This is a genomic window from Mycobacterium sp. (assembly GCF_049585075.1).
Classification (GTDB): Bacteria; Actinomycetota; Actinomycetes; order Mycobacteriales; family Mycobacteriaceae; genus Mycobacterium.
Map to the genome: position 1 here is coordinate 1 of NZ_JBAUZA010000509.1, position 16466 is coordinate 16466.

General features: G+C 63.9%; 18 protein-coding genes and 1 pseudogene. 11 read left to right on the top strand and 8 right to left on the bottom strand.

Annotated features, from left to right (window positions below; genetic code table 11):
- Positions 1–337, bottom strand: a pseudogene (locus tag WB785_RS23750) (hypothetical protein); the annotation flags it as partial.
- A gap of 157 nt (positions 338–494) precedes the next feature.
- On the opposite strand from WB785_RS23750, the gene WB785_RS23755 reads away from it, so the two are divergent.
- Positions 495–896, top strand: coding sequence for a hypothetical protein (locus WB785_RS23755; protein WP_424082388.1), 402 nt, complete (start codon positions 495–497; stop codon positions 894–896).
- A 3-nt stretch (positions 897–899) separates the two neighbouring features.
- Here WB785_RS23755 and WB785_RS23760 read toward each other — a convergent pair whose 3' ends face one another.
- Genes WB785_RS23760 through WB785_RS23770 form a run of 3 tightly spaced genes read right to left on the bottom strand, consistent with a single transcriptional unit; the run spans position 900 to position 2954 of the window.
- Positions 900–2003, bottom strand: coding sequence for a dihydrodipicolinate reductase (locus tag WB785_RS23760; protein WP_424082390.1), 1104 nt, complete (start codon positions 2001–2003; stop codon positions 900–902).
- Positions 2004–2037: 34 nt separating this feature from the next.
- Positions 2038–2823 carry a spirocyclase AveC family protein gene (locus tag WB785_RS23765; protein ID WP_424082392.1) on the bottom strand — a complete coding sequence of 262 codons (786 nt, stop codon included), beginning with the start codon at positions 2821–2823 and terminating at the stop codon, positions 2038–2040.
- Entirely contained in the window at positions 2820–2954 is a 135-nt protein-coding gene (locus tag WB785_RS23770; protein WP_424082422.1) for a hypothetical protein, read from the bottom strand. Before WB785_RS23770 ends, WB785_RS23765 begins: the two co-directional genes overlap by 4 nt.
- A gap of 35 nt (positions 2955–2989) precedes the next feature.
- On the opposite strand from WB785_RS23770, the gene WB785_RS23775 reads away from it, so the two are divergent.
- Positions 2990–3625, top strand: a complete 636-nt coding sequence (locus tag WB785_RS23775; protein WP_424082394.1) for a TetR/AcrR family transcriptional regulator — start codon at positions 2990–2992, stop codon at positions 3623–3625.
- An 11-nt stretch (positions 3626–3636) separates the two neighbouring features.
- Positions 3637–4839 carry a cytochrome P450 gene (locus WB785_RS23780; protein WP_424082396.1) on the top strand — a complete coding sequence of 401 codons (1203 nt, stop codon included), beginning with the start codon at positions 3637–3639 and terminating at the stop codon, positions 4837–4839.
- Between the two features lie 13 nt (positions 4840–4852).
- Here the strand turns inward: WB785_RS23780 and WB785_RS23785 are convergent, their stop codons facing one another.
- Positions 4853–6160 carry a cytochrome P450 gene (locus tag WB785_RS23785; RefSeq protein ID WP_424082398.1) on the bottom strand — a complete coding sequence of 436 codons (1308 nt, stop codon included), beginning with the start codon at positions 6158–6160 and terminating at the stop codon, positions 4853–4855.
- A 193-nt stretch (positions 6161–6353) separates the two neighbouring features.
- Between WB785_RS23785 and WB785_RS23790 the strand changes: the two genes are divergently transcribed.
- Entirely contained in the window at positions 6354–6944 is a 591-nt protein-coding gene (locus WB785_RS23790; protein WP_424082400.1) for a TetR/AcrR family transcriptional regulator, read from the top strand.
- Positions 6945–6949: 5 nt separating this feature from the next.
- Here WB785_RS23790 and WB785_RS23795 read toward each other — a convergent pair whose 3' ends face one another.
- The gene (locus WB785_RS23795; protein ID WP_424082416.1) at positions 6950–7330 is read right to left on the bottom strand and encodes a hypothetical protein; all 381 of its coding nucleotides are present in this window, start codon (positions 7328–7330) and stop codon (positions 6950–6952) included.
- 38 nt (positions 7331–7368) lie between these two features.
- Positions 7369–8112: an enoyl-CoA hydratase/isomerase family protein gene (locus WB785_RS23800; RefSeq protein WP_424082402.1), complete on the bottom strand. Its 744-nt coding sequence runs from the start codon at positions 8110–8112 to the stop codon at positions 7369–7371.
- 124 nt (positions 8113–8236) lie between these two features.
- On the opposite strand from WB785_RS23800, the gene WB785_RS23805 reads away from it, so the two are divergent.
- The 5 genes from WB785_RS23805 to WB785_RS23825 are packed head-to-tail and all read left to right on the top strand — an operon-like array spanning position 8237 to position 13364.
- A complete protein-coding gene (locus tag WB785_RS23805) occupies positions 8237–9775 on the top strand; it encodes an AMP-binding protein (protein WP_424082404.1) in 1539 nt (512 codons plus the stop codon).
- A gap of 35 nt (positions 9776–9810) precedes the next feature.
- Positions 9811–11001: an amidohydrolase family protein gene (locus tag WB785_RS23810; RefSeq protein WP_424082406.1), complete on the top strand. Its 1191-nt coding sequence runs from the start codon at positions 9811–9813 to the stop codon at positions 10999–11001.
- A gap of 51 nt (positions 11002–11052) precedes the next feature.
- The gene (locus WB785_RS23815) at positions 11053–12492 is read left to right on the top strand and encodes a FadD3 family acyl-CoA ligase (RefSeq protein WP_424082408.1); all 1440 of its coding nucleotides are present in this window, start codon (positions 11053–11055) and stop codon (positions 12490–12492) included.
- A gap of 17 nt (positions 12493–12509) precedes the next feature.
- The gene (locus WB785_RS23820) at positions 12510–13118 is read left to right on the top strand and encodes a fatty-acid--CoA ligase (RefSeq protein WP_424082418.1); all 609 of its coding nucleotides are present in this window, start codon (positions 12510–12512) and stop codon (positions 13116–13118) included.
- A 12-nt stretch (positions 13119–13130) separates the two neighbouring features.
- A complete protein-coding gene (locus WB785_RS23825) occupies positions 13131–13364 on the top strand; it encodes a (2Fe-2S)-binding protein (RefSeq protein WP_424082410.1) in 234 nt (77 codons plus the stop codon).
- Here WB785_RS23825 and WB785_RS23830 read toward each other — a convergent pair.
- The gene (locus WB785_RS23830; RefSeq protein ID WP_424082412.1) at positions 13273–14970 is read right to left on the bottom strand and encodes an alpha-keto acid decarboxylase family protein; all 1698 of its coding nucleotides are present in this window, start codon (positions 14968–14970) and stop codon (positions 13273–13275) included. The two genes, WB785_RS23825 and WB785_RS23830, sit on opposite strands and share 92 nt — an antisense overlap.
- 65 nt (positions 14971–15035) lie before the next feature.
- On the opposite strand from WB785_RS23830, the gene WB785_RS23835 reads away from it, so the two are divergent.
- Positions 15036–15491, top strand: coding sequence for an SRPBCC family protein (locus WB785_RS23835; RefSeq protein WP_424082414.1), 456 nt, complete (start codon positions 15036–15038; stop codon positions 15489–15491).
- A partial coding sequence (locus tag WB785_RS23840; protein ID WP_424082420.1) for a CaiB/BaiF CoA transferase family protein occupies positions 15488–16466 on the top strand: 979 nt, incomplete at its 3' end. The genes WB785_RS23835 and WB785_RS23840, both read left to right, overlap by 4 nt.

Here is a 16466-nt window from a genome sequence, read left to right on the forward strand (position 1 = left end):
CGGTGAACTCCGCGGCGTGCCTGTGCTCACGCACGAGCGAGAGGTGCTGCCAGACCATGTAGCCGGTCGCCACGAGTAAGGCACAGATGAGAACCGTCGCGGTTGTGATACCCGCCGCTTTCCGCCCGGGCCGACGCACCCGCGGTAGCCTCCATCGCCGTGACCGTGCGGGCGCCGGCTCGGTGTCGTCGGCGTCGCCTTGGACCTGCCGGCGCAATTTTGCCGCGCGGGCACGGGCCGCCTCGGCCCGCGCCTCCGCACGGGAGACTTCCTCTTCTGCTTCCGCCAGCGAGGCCGGAGCTTCGGCCGTCGCCGGGTCGGCGTCGGAATCGGTCACTGGCCCGGGGCTATCGCTGGCACGGAGAATCACATTATCACCCCAAAATCGCTGGCTGGAGGGGGTGTACGGACGTGCGGCGGAACGGGCGTAGCTCGCTCTACGGGATCTTCTCTGAAGATGAGAATTTTCTTATCGCCTGTGCAAAAATATTTCGGTGCGTCTCATCGTGGCAGTGGTTGCTGCGCTGATCGGAATCGGCGTGATGATGCCGCCGACTGCTGCCGCCGGTCCGACTGTGTGCGACTATCCGGACTGTACCCCGGGCATCGCACCGCACATGACCCTTGGCGCACCCTGTGACAACACCACTTACTACGCGTTCGGCGTCGCCGACGGATACGTGTCGTTCGCCTCGCAGCCCGGACGGCTGATGTTCTGCGGCTCACCGCGCAGATATCAGCCACGGTGGTTCCGCTCGCCTCCGATGGCGGGAATCAAGGAAGAGAACTCTGACTGCCACCAGTGGACGAATTACGTCGCGCAGGCGCCCGACGGGCTATTCCTCGTCTGTATAGCGCAGGAGGGTCATAGCTTCTGGACGCGTGCCGACACGTAAAAGTTATTGCCTGACAAACGCATTGCGCGGAATTGTCAGCGGTAAGTCGACCGAACTCAGCAATCCTGGTTGCGCGGCAACGACATACGGCACGGCGTTGAGGACGCGCATTGCGGTGGCGACCATCGCGCCCGCGCCCGAGGTCATACCCGCGACGCCGGCCCGTCGTGGATCCTTGAGCGTCGCAGCGTAGGTGCAGTCAATGTCGGGATCCCCGGTGATCACGACGCGGTAGGACAAATCGCCGATGCCGATGGGCCAATCGGGGGCCACATCGTGCGCCAGCCGGGTGACGTGCTGGATGACAATGGCCGCGCGGCCGTCCACCACGCCGATCGCCTGCATTCGAATTGCGCCGCACGTGCCCGCCTCGACGGTACCCATCGCGACGTTCAACGTCCGGTTCGTCATTGCGCGATCGAAGTTTTCGCGCACCTCTTGGATTTCGACCCCCAGCGCATCGGCGATCATCCGGATCTGGCCCTGCCACTCTCCGGCAATCGCGCCGGGAAAGCCGATCCACGGTTGGTAGTCGACCGGCTGACCAAAACCCAGAGCGTTGCTCATGATGTCGGGGACGCCGTAGTCGTCGTACAGCGCGATCTCGAACGCGTGAATCTTCTCGATTGACGACGACTGCGTCGATAGCACTAAAGGTAAGTAGTCGGCGGCGAAGCCCGGCTCAATTCCCGACGCATAAAGTGAGACTTGGCCCTGTTTGGCTGCGGCGGTGAGTTGATCACGCCACTCCGCGGGCTCGTAGACATGCGGATTGACCAACCGCGTAGTGCTCGTCGTGACGACATTGATCCCGGCCTGCAGAAGCTTGACATAGTCCGGGATGGCCAGCGCGTCGCGTTCGGGACCGCTGGCCGCATAGATGACGCAGTCGGGTTTCAGGCCGATCAGCGCGTCTGCATCGTTGGTTGCGGCCAGCCCGATCGGTTCGCCGTTGGCGAGTTCGCCGGCGTCCTTCCCGACCTTCTCTGGCGAGTGCACCCACACGCCGACGAGGTCGATGTCGGGGCGTCGCTGGATGGCGCGGATGGCGATCGATCCGATGCCGCCTGTCGCCCACACCACCACACGTAGTGGATTGCTTGCCATTTCGATCCTCTCGCGAAGTGGTACACGCTAGCGCTTACTTGGGTTGGTTCGGCACGCCCGGGAACAGTTGGCCCGTCGGTTCCGCGGTCACCCAACCGCCGAGCTTGGTAGCGAGATGTGGCGCAAAAACGGCGCCATAGAGAATGTTTCCGACGACGATGACGGCGATCACGGACAAAACCGAGGCTTGAAGTCGAGTCTTCGACCGCTTGTCGGCCCACATCTCGATGACATTTCGACCTTGCTCGTCGGTGCGGCCCAAAAGATAAGTGAAGACCATCATCTGGATGCCCATCGCCAGCGAGTCGTAGAGCGGGTATTGGTGGATCGTCCCCTCGCGTATGGCCAGTCCGGGAATCACGCGGCCGTAATAGAAGACACCGAGCTTGGCGCCCAGGAACCCGTTGAAGAACAGCGCCCAGCAGAAACCGACGAGCAGACCGACGACCAATAGCGTTGGGGGCCTTCGCCAACCGAACTTTGCGCTCAACCACCGCCCCAAACCGGCGCCAGTGATGGCCGGCAGCACGAAGTAGGAGATATAGCCGACGGGAACGAACAACGGCAATCCACCCCACGTCATGTTCAGCGGCCACCACGACGGCATGCGGGGAATAGCGGGCGGGAACTGCGCGTACATCGCCCAGTCGTAAGGCGCCTCGATCCACGAGAACGAGATCGCCGAGATGCACAGCAACAGCAGCGGATGCACGCGGCGCTGGCGAACGCTCAGATACACGCCAAGGAGGGTGAACGCGATGCCGCCGACGAGTGCGAAGTCGCTGGCCGCTTGCATCACCGGGGTCATCTGGCCGTTCATTGGTCGCGCCCTGGTCTCCGACGTGTTTGCGGGTCAAAGCGCAGCACCAGGGCGAATATCAGGACGACCAGTCCGAACAGCGTGCCAAGCATGATCACCGCGCCCATGTCGGCACCCCTCTCGATCCGCACTCGACCTTTAGGATAGTGCATACTATCCTAAAACGGTGTCCCAGCGATCTGCTACCGCCGCGATACGCCGGCCGCGTGGCGAGCCGCGCCGACTCTTGCTCGACGCCGCCCGAATCCTGTTCGCCCGCCAGGACTACCGCAGCACCACGACCCGCGAAGTCGCTGCGGCCGCCGGTGTCACCGAGCATCTGCTGTTCCGCCACTTCGGTTCCAAGGCAGCGCTGTTCCGCGAAGCTCTCGTCCTACCGTTCACCACCTTCGTCGACGAATTCGGCCAAACATGGCAGGCGCTCGTCCCCGAGGAGACCGACGAGGAGGAGCTGGCCGGGCATTTCGTCGGACAGCTCTACGACGTGTTCGTCAAACACCAAGGCCTGCTGTTGACGCTGATGGCATCGGAGGCTCTCAGCGAGGACGAACTAGCTGAGACGGGCATTGCGGACGTCAGGCGGGCACTGCGGTTGCTCGGCCGAATCAGCGCCGAGGGCATGAACTTACGCGGGCTGCGGTCCGATCACCCTGACCTGCCGGCGCACTCAACGGTGGCGATGATCGCTGGCATGGCCGCGCTCCGGTCGACCTACTTCGGCACCAAGCCGCCATCGAGAGAAGTGATCGTTGACGAACTCGTCCAGGCGATTCTGCACGGCTTCCTGCACCGAAACGACTGAAGGGACCGATAGTGGCAGGCACCAAAGCGGTCGAGTTGTATTACGACCCATACGATCCCGACATCGACGACAACCCATACCCGGTGTGGAAGCGGATGCGCGAAGAAGCACCGCTGTACTACAACGAAAAGTACAACTTCTACGCCCTGAGCCGCTACGAGGACGTGGCGCGCGAGCTGCCGAACTGGCAGACGTACCGTTCCGGCCGCGGCACCACCGCCGACATCTTGTTCAACAACATCGAGGTGCCGCCGGGTATCTTGCTGTTCGAGGATCCGCCCCTGCACGATCTGCACCGACGCTTGCTGTCACGGGTCTTCACACCCCGGCGCATGCTTGCCGTCGAGTCGCTGGTTCGCGGATTCTGCGTCAAAGAGTTGGACCCGCTAATTGGTTCTGGCGGTTTCGATTTCATCGCCGATCTCGGGGCGATGATGCCCATGCGGACCATCGGCTATCTGCTCGGCATACCCGAAGAGCATCAAGAAAGCATCCGCGATCGCAACGCCGCCTACCTCGACGTCGCCAAGGGGCGCGACCGCGGCGAAGCCAATCAGAAAATATTCGAACAAACCATCGTGATGTTCGCCGAGTTCATCGAATGGCGGGCCGAGCATCCCTCCGACGACCTGATGACCGAACTGCTCGCCGCCGAGATCGACGAACCCGACGGGACGCATCGGCCGCTGTCCCGCACCGAGGTGTTGTCCTACACCGCAATGATCGCCGGTGCCGGAAACGAAACCACCACCCGGCTTATCGGCTTCATGGGACAGCTGCTCTCCGATCATCCGGATCAGCGACGGGAGCTGGTCGCCGACCCGTCCCTGATCCCCGGCGCGGTCGAGGAGTCGCTGCGCTACGAGCCGCCGTCACCGGTGCAGGCTCGCTACGTCGCCCAGGAGGCCGAGCATTATGGTCGCGTCGTTCCGGAAGGGTCGTTCATGTTGCTGCTCAACGCTTCTGCCAATCGGGATGAAAGTCAGTTCCCTGATCCGGATCGCTTCGACATCCACCGTCGCGCCAGCCACCTGAGCTTCGGGCAGGGACTGCACTTCTGCCTCGGTTCGGCACTGGCCCGGCTGGAAGCCCGGGTGGCCTTCGAAGAGGTCCTCAAACGCTGGCCCGACTGGGAAGTCGACTACGCCAACGCCGAACGCGCCCACACCGCAAGCGTGCGCGGATGGGCACGTCTACCCGTCGTCACCAGCTGAGGAACAGGCAAGGCTAGCCGGCGGGCGCCAGCGCTGGTCGCGGCGTGAAGGTCAAATGCAATTCGGACAGCCCACGCAAGATGTAGGTCGGCTCGAAGGTGTAGCGCCGTTCGTCGGCCGGTCCGTGTTGGGTTTCGCTGATGTTGATGTCGGACATCCGGTCCAGGATGCGCTCAATCGAGACGCGGCCCTCGACCCGGGCCAGCGGTGCACCCGGGCAGGAGTGCACTCCGCGGGCGAACGCCATATGCTCCCGGACGTTCTTGCGGTCCAGCTGAAACTCGTGCGGGTTCTCGAACCGGCGAGGGTCACGGTTCGCGGCACCAGGTAGCACCATCACGATGGTGCCCACGGGGATGTCGACGCCACCGACGGTGGCCGCCCTGCGGGCCAGCCGAGAGTCACTTTTGACCGGGCTCTCCATGCGCAGCGACTCTTCAATGAAGTTCGGAATCAGGCTGCGGTCATTACGCAGCTGCTGCTGAATCTCGGGTCGATCGCCGAGCGCTTGCAGTGCCGCAGAGAGCAGCTTGGCGGTGGTTTCCTGCCCGGCAGCGAAAAGGAATGTTGCCGAACGGCTTACCTCGATGACTTCAGGGGTGGATCCGTCCGGGTACTTCGCCGTCGCCAACGAGGTCAGCACGTCGTCGCGCGGTTCACCGCGACGGTCTTCGATATAGGCGCAGAACTTGTCGTCCAGCCACTGCAGCGGGTTGACGCCGACCGACTCATGATCCAGTGCGCCTACCCGCGCGCCGGGACGATCGGCGCCCAGGACGTGGCGGAACTGTTTGTGGTCTTCCTCCGGAACACCGAGCAGGTCGGCGATCACCAACGTCGCGAACGGCTTTGAATACTCGGCGATGAACTCGCATTCGCCGCTCTCGAGGAACTCGTCGAGCTGGCGATCGGCCAGACGCCACATGAATTCTTCGTTTTCCTTCAACCGGCTCGGTGTGAGCAGCCGGGACAGGATCGAGCGTGCGCGAGTGTGGTCGGGCGGATCCATGGTGACCATGTGCTCGAACATCGGAAACTGGTCGCGGTGCGCGTCGATCAGAGAACTGAGATCGTCACAGTCGACTTCGAACGGCAGCGGTGGGAACGGGCCGCCGAGCGCTACGCAGTTGGAAAACGTGTCGGGGTCCTTGTAGACCGCGTTGGCCTCTTCCCAGCCGGTGATCGCGACGACATTGTGGTGAGGCAGCCGGAAGACCGGGTTTTGGCTGCGCAGGTAGTCGAAGTAGGGATGCGGATCAGGAACCAGAGACGGATCGGTGAAAAAGTCGATGGAATCGAACGTTGGGTCAGGGATTGCCATGCTGGTACGCGCCTCCCGTGGCTGATTTACCCGTGGTTTCAGGGTGAGACGTAGGGCCGTCCGGATAGAAGATCGGTGAATGTGCTGAGCACCTGCTTAGCATGGCGCTAATGTCGTGGTCAAGGTCGCGGCGTCGCGCGACGCTACGATCGGCATATCGAGCGGGCGATCGACAGGAGTTTGGGGCTAAGGCATGACGTCGGCACGCAGGATCGGGGCGCCCGATGCCAAGAACCGGGGCGTGCTGCTCGACGCCGCCGAACAGCTGATGCTCGAAGAGGGTTATGCCGCAGTCACTTCCCGTCGTGTCGCCGAGAAAGCCGCGCTGAAGCCGCAGCTGGTTCACTACTACTTCCGCACCATGGACGATCTGTTCTTGGCCGCGTTCCGCCGTCGGGCCGAAGAAGGCCTTGAGGCGCAAGCGCAGGCGCTGCAATCGTCGCAACCACTGTGGGCGCTGTGGCGGTTCAGCACCGATCCTGCGGCCACCGCGATCACGATGGAATTCGTCGCGCTGGCCAATCACCGCAAAGCGCTCAAAGCCGAAATTGCCTACTACGCGGAGCGTTTCCGCGAAGAGCAGCAAAAGGCGCTGTCGACGGTGCTGCAGCGCCACGGTGCCGACGCCGCCGAGGTACCGCCGCTGGTGTGGTCGGTGCTGATGACAAGCGTCTCTCGGGTACTGGTGATGGAGCAGGTGCTCGGCATGTCCGCCGGTCACGCCGAGACCGTCGAGTTCGTCGAGCGCTACCTCCTCCGACTGGAAGGCGCTCCGGAAAGCTAGCCGAGTCACCAGGTGCGCTGCGAGCAGATCACGCCCTTGGCGCCGTCATTCGAGACGACCACCTTCCCGTCGACGACGAGTGCACAGTGAAACATCGGCGTGCCGGGTTCGGTACCGGTGCTGACGACGACCATTGCGTAGTCGTTGGGGTCCGACAGCATCACCACGGGCGAGACCCAGGGGTGGCCCGGCGCGATATCGGCGTTCACGTGGGGAGTGTACTGGTACGTGTTGTGGCTGTAGTCGGAGAATTTCTGCGGTTGCTGATCCAGGTAATAGATGTCGGCATAGATCGGATTGGCCGAGGTGATGACGTAGGTGACCGGATGCATGACCGGGTCATCCGCCCGTGACGGCGCGGCGAAAGTTGTAGCGCTCACCACCATCGCCAACGCTGCACCCAGTAGAGACCTACCGATTGCTTTCACATCGCACCTCCTACTTTGGCGCTGCGGTTCATCACCCGGTCAGCGGCTTGCCAATGGGCGTCGCGAACCCATAGCCGCGCAAACGAATTCACGGCTTCCTCGGGGGAGACCCCGTCGATGACACGCTTGATCTCGCCGGCGGGGCGCCCCGACAAGGTGCGGGCAACTCGGCGCCAGTCCTCGTCGAAGGTGGACCGCGGCAGCACCTGGTCGACCAATCCGATGCGTTCGGCGTGCGCGGCGTCGAGCACCATGCCGCTTCCGGCCAGGAGCAGTGCCCTGCTCTTGCCGACCAATGCGGCCAACCGCTCGGCGCCGCCCCAGGCCGGCATGATTTCCAGGGCCACCTGGTTGAAGCCGATCTTGATGTCGTCGGCGGCCAACCGGATGTCGGCGGCCACCGCGACCTCGGCGCCACCACCCAGAGCGTGACCGTTGAGCGCGGCGATCACCGGCGCGGGAAAGCTGGCCAGCCGATCGCAGATCGATCGCATCCGCCAGGCCATTGCCGCTGCGTCTTCGTGGGTCTTGATCGCGCCGAGCTCTTTGAGGTCTCCGCCGGACACGAAGGCCCGGTCACCGGCGCCGGTGATGGCGAGAGCGCTGGCTCCCTCGGCGGCGTCGAGCGCCTTCTCCAACTGGTCCATGGTGTCCAGGGAAATGGCGTTGCGAGCGTGCGGCCGGTCGATGGTCAGCACGGCGAGACCGCTGGCCAAGTCGTCGAACTCGACGTCCACCATGCGCCGCTTCCCATCGCGCGATATTGGCATTCTCCTCAGCGGAGAATAGCATCGCCCATTGAATCGAGAGATTTCGCAATCTGTTTTGAAGACCCTAACGTTTGCCGGTCGGAGCCTTGAGGTAATGCGCAATATTCCCGTTGAGCTGGTCTCGCGATATGAGGGTGCCGGCTGGTGGACCCGCGAGACCCTTGGGCAGGTGTTGGCCGGTGGGCTGCACGCCGCTCCGGATGCGCGGTTTCGGGTGTATTCGGATCTGCGGCCATGGTCGGGAACGTTTCGCGACGTCGAGCGAGTGGCGCGTCGGCTAGCGGCCGGGTTGCGCGCCCGCGGCGTCGGCGCCGGTGATGTGGTGGCATTCCAGCTGCCGAACTGGATGGAGGCCGCCGCGACGTTTTGGGCGTCGGCATTCCTGGGCGCGGCGCTGGTGCCGATCGTGCACTTTTACGGGCGCAAAGAGCTGGCGCACATCCTGGCCGCCGCCAAACCGCGTGTGTTCATCACCACCGAGGAATTCGGGCGGATGATCTACCAGCCCGATCTGTGTTCGGAGGTTCCGATCGTCGGGCTAGTCGGGCGTGACTTCGACGATTTGCTCGCCGACGAACCGATGGTCGGCACGGTTGCCGCCGACCCGGCGGGGCCCGCCCTGATCGCCTTCACGTCAGGCACGACCAGCGCGCCCAAGGGCGTCGTTCACAGCCATCGCAGCCTGGTCTGCGAGGCACGTCAGCTTTCCGGACAGATCCGGTCGATCGGCGACAATCAGCTGACCGCGACACCGGTCGGCCACTTCATCGGAATGCTCGCCGCGTTGCTGATCCCGGTACTGGGCGGCGGGTCCGTGCATCTGATCGACAACTGGGATCCCGCCGTTGTGCTGGCGTTGATGGACCGCGACGGCCTCACCCTTGGCGGCGGGCCGCCCTACTTCGTCACCAGCCTGCTCGATCACCCCAATTGCACGGCCGCACATCGCGCCCGGATCAAGACCCTCGGGCTGGGCGGATCGACGGTGCCGGCGGCGGTGACGCGACGGCTCTCGGAGATGGGCATCATCGTGTTCCGGTCCTACGGCAGCAGCGAGCACCCCTCGATCACCGGCTCGACCCCGGATGCGCCGGAAGATAAACGCCTGCTCACCGATGGTTGTCCGATGCCAGGAGTGGAGATCCGGTTGGCAGCCGACGGCGAGATTTTCAGCCGCGGACCGGACCTGTTTATGGGTTACACCGACGATGCGCTGACCGCGGCTGCCTTCGACGACGACGGCTGGTATCGCACCGGGGACATCGGCGTGCTGGATGCCGACGGCTACCTGACCATCACCGACCGCAAGGCCGATGTCATCATCCGCGGCGGAGAGAACATCAGCGCGGTGGAAGTCGAAGAGGTGCTGCTCGGGATGCCCGGCATTGCGGAGGCGGTGGTGGTCGCCGCGCCCGACGCCGGTCTTGGCGAGCGGGTCGCCGCCGTGCTGCGGCTCAAACCGGGGCATGCGCTGCCGACTGAAGACGAGGTTCGGGCCCATTTCGCCGGCCAGGGCGTGGCTCGCCAGAAATGGCCGGAAGTTTTGCTCGAAGTCGACGACTATCCGCGCACGCCGAGCGGCAAGGTGCAGAAGCGTCTGGTGCGTGAGGGGTTTGCGGTAGCGTCTGGGTGAGAATAGTATTCTCACAAACTGGTAAGGAGGATTTCATGGGGCAGTTGTCGCATCGGGAAGATGTCCCGTTTCCAATCTTTGACGCGGATAACCATCTCTACGAGCCGCCGGAAGCGCTGACCAAGTTCCTGCCCAAGGAGTACAAGGACTTCGTCCAGTACGTGCAGATCAACGGGCGCACCAAGATCGCGATCCGCGGCCAGATCAGCAACTACATTCCCAACCCGACCTTCGAGGTCGTCGCCCGGCCGGGTGCCTGGGAGGAGTACTTCAAGTTCGGCAACCCGGACGGCAAGACCAAGCGCGAGTTGTTCGGTGAGCCGATGCGCGCGATCCCGGCATTCTTCGAGCCCGGCCCCCGCCTGGAGAAGATGAACGAGCTGGGCCTGGACCGCACGCTGATGTTCCCGACGCTCGCCAGCCTGCTCGAGGAGCGGCTGCGCGACGACCCGGTCGCCGTTCACGTCCTGATCCATGCGCTGAACGAGTGGCTCGACGAGGTCTGGGGCTTCAACTACCAGAACCGGATTTTCACCACCCCGGTCATCACCCTGCCAATTGTCGAGAAGGCGATCGAGGAGCTCGAGTGGGCGGTCAAGCGTGGTGCCCGCTGCATCCTGGTCCGCCCCGCTCCCGTCCCCGGCTTCCGCGGGCCGCGGTCGTTCGCGGTGCCCGAGTTCGACCCGTTCTGGGAGCGGGTCGTCGAGCACGACGTGCTGGTCGGCATGCACTCCAGCGACAGTGGCTACTCGCGCTATACCTCCGAGTGGGACGGTGCCGACCAGGAGATGCTGCCGTTCCAAACCAATGCGATGGGTATCCTCAACGAGTGGCGACCGATCCAGGACTCGGTGGGGTCGTGGGTGATTCACGGCGCGCTGTACCGCCATCCCAAGCTGAAAGTCGCGATCGTCGAGGCCGGTTCGAAGTGGATGACCCCTTTGCTGGACGGCTTGGCCGAGGTCTTCCGGAAGGCCCCGGAGGCCTTCCCGAGCGACCCCGTCGAGATGGTCAAGAACCGCATCCACGTGAGTCCGTTCTTCGAGGATGGCATCGACGATTTGGTCAACCTCGTCGGTGTGGATCGGGTCTTGTACGGCTCGGACTGGCCGCACCCGGAAGGGTTGGCGGAGCCGACGTTCTACGTCAACGCTTTGTCGCACCTTTCCGCTGACGACCAGGCGAAGATCATGGGCGGCAACCTGTCTCGTCTCGTCACGGTGTGACACGCGCCGCGACGATCAAGGGCGGGAACGCCCGATGAGGAGTGGCGCCTGATGACGGCGTCGCAACTGTGGGAGACCATCCCCGAGATGGTCTTGAGCGCGGCGGACCGCTTCGGCGACGCAGAAGCGATTGTCGACGGTTCGCTGCGTATCAGCTTTGTGGAGTTGGTCGAGCGAATTCGTTGCGCCGCAGGTGCTTTCGCCGCTCTGGGGATCGCCAAGGGGGACCGCGTCGCGATCTGGGCTCCCAACTCTGCGGAATGGATCATCGCGGCGTTCGGGCTGCTGACCGCGGGCGGCGTTCTGGTGCCGGTCAACACGCGGTTCAAGACCGATGAAGCGGGCGATGTCATCATCCGCAGTAAAGCGAAGGCCGTGTTGGCGCAGAAGGGATTTCTCGGCCAGGACTACACCGCCCCGGCGGGGATACCAGTCATCGAACTGAAATCTGACTTCCTTTCCAGCGGTTCCCCTTTCCAGCGAGAAGTGAGCGGTACCGATATCTCGGACGTCATCTTCACCTCGGGCACGACCGGTCGCCCGAAGGGCGCAATGATGAATCATCGTCAAACGCTGCGAATGTACGACGAGTGGGCAACGCTGGCTGATCTACGAGAGGGCGACCGCTATCTACAGATCAACCCCTACTTCCACACGTTCGGCCTGAAAGCGGGGCTCATCACGTCCTTCCTCCGTGGCGCAACGATGCTTCCGGTCGCGGTGTTCGAAATCGGCGGAGTAGTGGATCTCATTGAACGCGAACGAATTACGATGCTGCCCGGCCCGCCGACGCTCTATCATTCGTTGCTGGCCGTGCCTGACAAAGCCAGGCTGTCGAACTTGCGGGCAGGCGTGACCGGCGCCGCCGACATCCCCGTGGAACTCGTCCGTCGGATACACGGCGAATTGCCGTTCCAGACGCTGATGACCGGTTATGGGCTTACCGAGGCGGGCAACGTCACCTTGTCGCGGCCCGGCGATTCCTTCGAAGATGTGGCCACCACGGCGGGCCTGCCCTGCGACGGGGTGGAGGTACGCATCGCTGACGACGGCGAGGTGCTGGTCCGTGGCTACGGTGTCATGCAGGGCTACCTGGACGACTCGGCCGCAACGGCGCAAGCGATTGACGCCGAGGGCTGGCTGCACACCGGTGACTTGGGAAACTTCGGTAAATCCGGTCGGCTGCGGATCGACGGGCGTAAAAAGGACATGTTCATCGTCGGCGGGTTCAACGCCTACCCGGCTGAGATCGAGGGTTTTATGTTGGAACACCCCGCGGTTGCCCAGGTCGCGGTGATCGGTGTTCCCGATCAGCGACTCGGCCAGGTGGGTAAGGCGTTTGTCGTGCCGAAAGCCGCGGTGTCCGAGGGCGATTTGATCGCGTGGTGCCGCGATCGAATGGCTGGTTTCAAGGCCCCACGGTACGTTGAGTTTCTCGACGAGTTGCCGCTGAACGCGACCGGCAAGGTGATGAAGGACCGACTTCGGTGAGATTCGCAGATCCGCAGATGCATTCGATGGTCATCGCGTCGGACTATCGGGTGCCGAATCCGGAACGGGTGTGGCCGCTACTGCAGAGCCGGACATCGGCGCTGGCCGGCATCGGTGCGCACCACGTGCTGCTCTATACGTCGATACATGACTACGGGCGCGTCCTGGTGACGATTGGTGTGCGTAGCCGGGAGCCGATTGTGGAACTGCTGCGGTCGCGGGTGTTCTTCGAATGGTTTGACGCGGTTGGCGTAGAAGACATTCCGGCTGTCTTCGCCGGTGAAATCACCGAGCGGTTCGAGGCATCACCGCCGGCGAGCCCGGCAGCCCCCGGCGTGGTGATCGCGGCCATGGCATCGGTCGATGACGTGGCCATGCTGACCGAGGAAGTGCGCGCGGGGCTGACCAGATTCGCCGCAGCGGGTGTCCGAAAGACCTGGATTTTCCGTGCGTTCGACGACGGACACGAGGTGATGATCCTGCAGGAGCTCGACGACGAGGACCGTGCACGGCGCTGGATCGAGCAACCCGACCCCGCTGCCCCCTGGATTGACGGGGCTGGCAGGGGTGCCTACCCGCCGGTGTTTGTGGGCAAGTTCTTCGACATGATCCGGATCGACGGGTGAACGGATCACTAGATGTTCGTCTGCTTGTGTAACGGCATCACCAGCCAAGCGGTGGCCGACGCCATCGCTGGCGGGGCATCGACGACCAATCAGATCGCCGCATCGTGCGGGGCGGGCTCCGACTGCGGCCGCTGCCGGCGCACGCTGCATTCGCTCATCGCCGCGGGCTGCCATCCGGAGAAGTCGGTTGGGCCAGATCGGTCAACAGATCCGGGGCGTCCAGCCGCGGCACGACCGCCTCAATGAGCACCATCCGGTCGCGGTGATCAGCAGCCGCGACAAAGGCGTCATCGAGTTCGCCATAGGTTTCCGCGCGAAACGTCAGGTGATTGATCACGCCTAGCGCGTTGGGAATGTCGGCCCAACTCCAGCTGACAATGTCGTTGTACGGCTCGTCTTTTCCGTGAATCATCCGCTCGACGGTGTAGCCGTCGTTGTTGACCACCACGATCACCGGCGACAGTCCTTCCCGCGAGAACACGCCGAGCTCTTGGACGGTCAGCTGCGCAGCCCCGTCGCCGATCAGCAGCACCGGCCTGCGGTCCCGATGTGCGAGTCCCGCGCCGAGGGTGGCTGGCAGGGTGTATCCGATCGAACCCCATAACGGTTGGCCGATGAAGGTTACGCCACGGGGAAGGCGGTGAGTGGCCATGCCGTAGAACGACGTGCCCTGGTCTGCCAGCACCACATTGCCGGGTGTGAGGGCGTGACAAAACCGGTCCCACAACACTTTTTGGCTAAGCGGCTCGTGGCGATCGGGGAAATCCACCGACACGTTGTCGGAGGTCGATGCGACCGGTGGGGAGGTGATCCCGCGCTGAATGAGAATCGATGTCAGCGCCTCGAGCGCGGCTTCCATTTCCAGCGGCGCGAACACCGCAGTGCCGACCGTGCTCTGCTGGACTCCGACGTCGATGGTCCTGATCGGATCGATGCGCTGGCTGAAAAAGCCGCTGACCATGTCGGTGAACACCACTCCCGCCGTCACCAGCACCGGCGCCTCTTCGATCGCCCTGCGCACCGGTTCGGCGCTGGCCGCCCCGGCATAGATACCCAAAAAGGTCGGCGCGCTCTCGTCGACGAGGCTCTTGCCCCACATCAGCGTGGCGTGCGGCACCACGTCGGCAGCCAGCAGTGCCTCCAGTTGCTCAACGGCATTCAACCGATGGACCAACAGATCGGCCAGCACGGTCAACTGCTGGTCGGCGATGAGTTCGGTTGCGGCTTGGGTAAATAAAGCAAGTGCCCGCGGGCTGGTACCACCGGTATAGCGTGGCAAGGGTGCGGTAGGCCGCTCGGTTTCGAAGCGCGCCACGTCGGTGGGCAGCAAGAGATACCCGGGCCGCCGCTGCTCCCGCACCTCGGATAGCACTCGGTCGATTTCCCTGGTGGCCGTTGCCGGCATGAGATTGGCTTGGGCACAGGTGATTTCCCGGCTTACCCGGAAGAAGTGCTCGAAATCGCCGTCGCCCAGCGAATGATGTAGGGCCCGGCGGGTGCCCTGTGCGTCTTTCGAAGGTCCGCCGACGATATGTACTACCGGTACGTGCTCGGCGTAACTGCCAGCGATCGCGTTGGCTGCCGAAAGCTCACCCACGCCGAATGTTGTTACCACTGCGGACATCCCACGTAGCCGGCCGTATCCGTCGGCCGCATAGCCTGCATTGAGTTCGTTGGCGTTTCCGACCCATCGGATATCGGGATGGGCGACGATGTGGTCGAGGAATTCGAGGTTGTAGTCGCCGGGGACGCCGAAGACCTCGGTAACCCCGAGTTCGACCAAGCGGTCGAGCAGATAGTCACCGACGGTGGGGGCACCTCCCGCTTGCGGGGGAGAGGCGGGATTAGTCACAAACACGACCGTACGCCCATGCGAAACCGTGCCGATTCGATGCCGCTTGGCTTATCGTGCGGGCCATGGCAATCAAAGAAACCCGGGAGATCGTCATCGAAGCCAGCCCCGAGGAGATTCTCGACGTCATCGCCGACTTCGAGGCGATGCCCGAATGGTCGGGTCCACACCAGAGCGCGGAAATCCTCGAGACCGGAGATGACGGCCGGCCCAGCCAGGTGAAGATGAAGGTCAAGACGGCCGGGATCACAGACGAACAGGTGGTGGCCTACACCTGGAGCGGCAACGAGGTGAGCTGGACGCTGGTCAGCTCGGCCCAACAGAAGTCGCAGGACGGCAAGTACACGTTAGTTCCGAAGGGGGCCAAGGAAGTAGCCACCCTGGTCAAGTTCGAGGTCAGCGTCGATCCGCATGTTCCGCTGCCCGGCTTCGTGCTCAAGCGTGCCATCAAGGGGACGATGGACTCGGCCACCCAAGAGTTGCGCAAGCGGGTGCTCGAAGTGAAGAAGCGTAAGGCCTGACCGGGCCACTGGCAGGCGTCCGAGTCATCGAACTTGGCGGCATCGGACCGGGGCCGCACGCCGCGATGGTGCTAGCAGATCTGGGGGCCGATGTGGTGCGGGTGCGCCGGCCCGGGGGGCTGACGATGCCGGCCGAGGATCGCGACCTGCTGCACCGCGGAAAGCGGATCGTCGACTTGGACGTCAAGACCCAGCCGCAGCTCCTGTTGGATCTGGTCGCCAAGGCCGATGTGCTGCTGGACTGCTTTCGGCCCGGCACCTGCGAGCGGCTCGGCATCGGCCCCGACGACTGCGCTGCGGTCAACCCGCGGCTGATCTTCGCCCGCATCACCGGATGGGGACAGGAGGGGCCACGTGCCCGCACCGCCGGCCACGACATCAACTACCTATCCCAAACCGGGGCGCTGTCGGCGCTGGGCCACCGCGACCGGCCACCGATGCCGCCGCTGAACCTGGTCGCCGATTTCGGTGGCGGTTCGATGTTGGTTCTGCTGGGCATCGTGGCCGCACTCTACGAGCGAGAGCGATCGGGCATCGGTCAGGTGGTGGACGCCGCGATGGTCGATGGCGTCAGCGTGCTCGCGCAGATGATGTGGACGATGAAGTCGACCGGGGCGCTGCGTGACGAGCGCGAAGCGTTTCTGCTCGACGGCGGGGCGCCGTTCTACCGCTGCTACGAGACCGCCGACGCCAAGTACGTGGCCGTGGGCGCAATCGAGCCGCAGTTCTTCGCCGAGTTGCTCGCCGGACTGGGGTTGTCCGCCGACGAGGTGCCGGGTCAGCTCGATATCGGTTCGTACCCGCGAATGTTCGAGGTTTTCACCGAGCGGTTCGCCGGCAAGACGCGCGACGAGTGGACGGACATATTCGACGGCACCGACGCGTGCGTCACACCGGTGCTGACGTGGAGCGAAGCCGCTGCCGACGCGCATCTGACCGCGCGGGCGACGGTGATCAACAGAGCCGGCGTTGACC

Bases quoted from the DNA above. Each gene is read 5' to 3' on its own strand.
- WB785_RS23760 (WP_424082390.1), bottom strand. From the start codon at position 2,003: ATGGCAAGCAATCCACTACGTGTGGTGGTGTGGGCGACAGGCGGCATC.
- WB785_RS23765 (WP_424082392.1), bottom strand. From the start codon at position 2,823: ATGAACGGCCAGATGACCCCGGTGATGCAAGCGGCCAGCGACTTCGCA.
- WB785_RS23785 (WP_424082398.1), bottom strand. From the start codon at position 6,160: ATGGCAATCCCTGACCCAACGTTCGATTCCATCGACTTTTTCACCGAT.
- WB785_RS23790 (WP_424082400.1), top strand. From the start codon at position 6,354: ATGACGTCGGCACGCAGGATCGGGGCGCCCGATGCCAAGAACCGGGGC.
- WB785_RS23795 (WP_424082416.1), bottom strand. From the start codon at position 7,330: ATGGTGGTGAGCGCTACAACTTTCGCCGCGCCGTCACGGGCGGATGAC.
- WB785_RS23800 (WP_424082402.1), bottom strand. From the start codon at position 8,112: ATGGTGGACGTCGAGTTCGACGACTTGGCCAGCGGTCTCGCCGTGCTG.
- WB785_RS23805 (WP_424082404.1), top strand. From the start codon at position 8,237: ATGCGCAATATTCCCGTTGAGCTGGTCTCGCGATATGAGGGTGCCGGC.
- WB785_RS23810 (WP_424082406.1), top strand. From the start codon at position 9,811: ATGGGGCAGTTGTCGCATCGGGAAGATGTCCCGTTTCCAATCTTTGAC.
- WB785_RS23815 (WP_424082408.1), top strand. From the start codon at position 11,053: ATGACGGCGTCGCAACTGTGGGAGACCATCCCCGAGATGGTCTTGAGC.
- WB785_RS23820 (WP_424082418.1), top strand. From the start codon at position 12,510: ATGCATTCGATGGTCATCGCGTCGGACTATCGGGTGCCGAATCCGGAA.
- WB785_RS23825 (WP_424082410.1), top strand. From the start codon at position 13,131: ATGTTCGTCTGCTTGTGTAACGGCATCACCAGCCAAGCGGTGGCCGAC.
- WB785_RS23835 (WP_424082414.1), top strand. From the start codon at position 15,036: ATGGCAATCAAAGAAACCCGGGAGATCGTCATCGAAGCCAGCCCCGAG.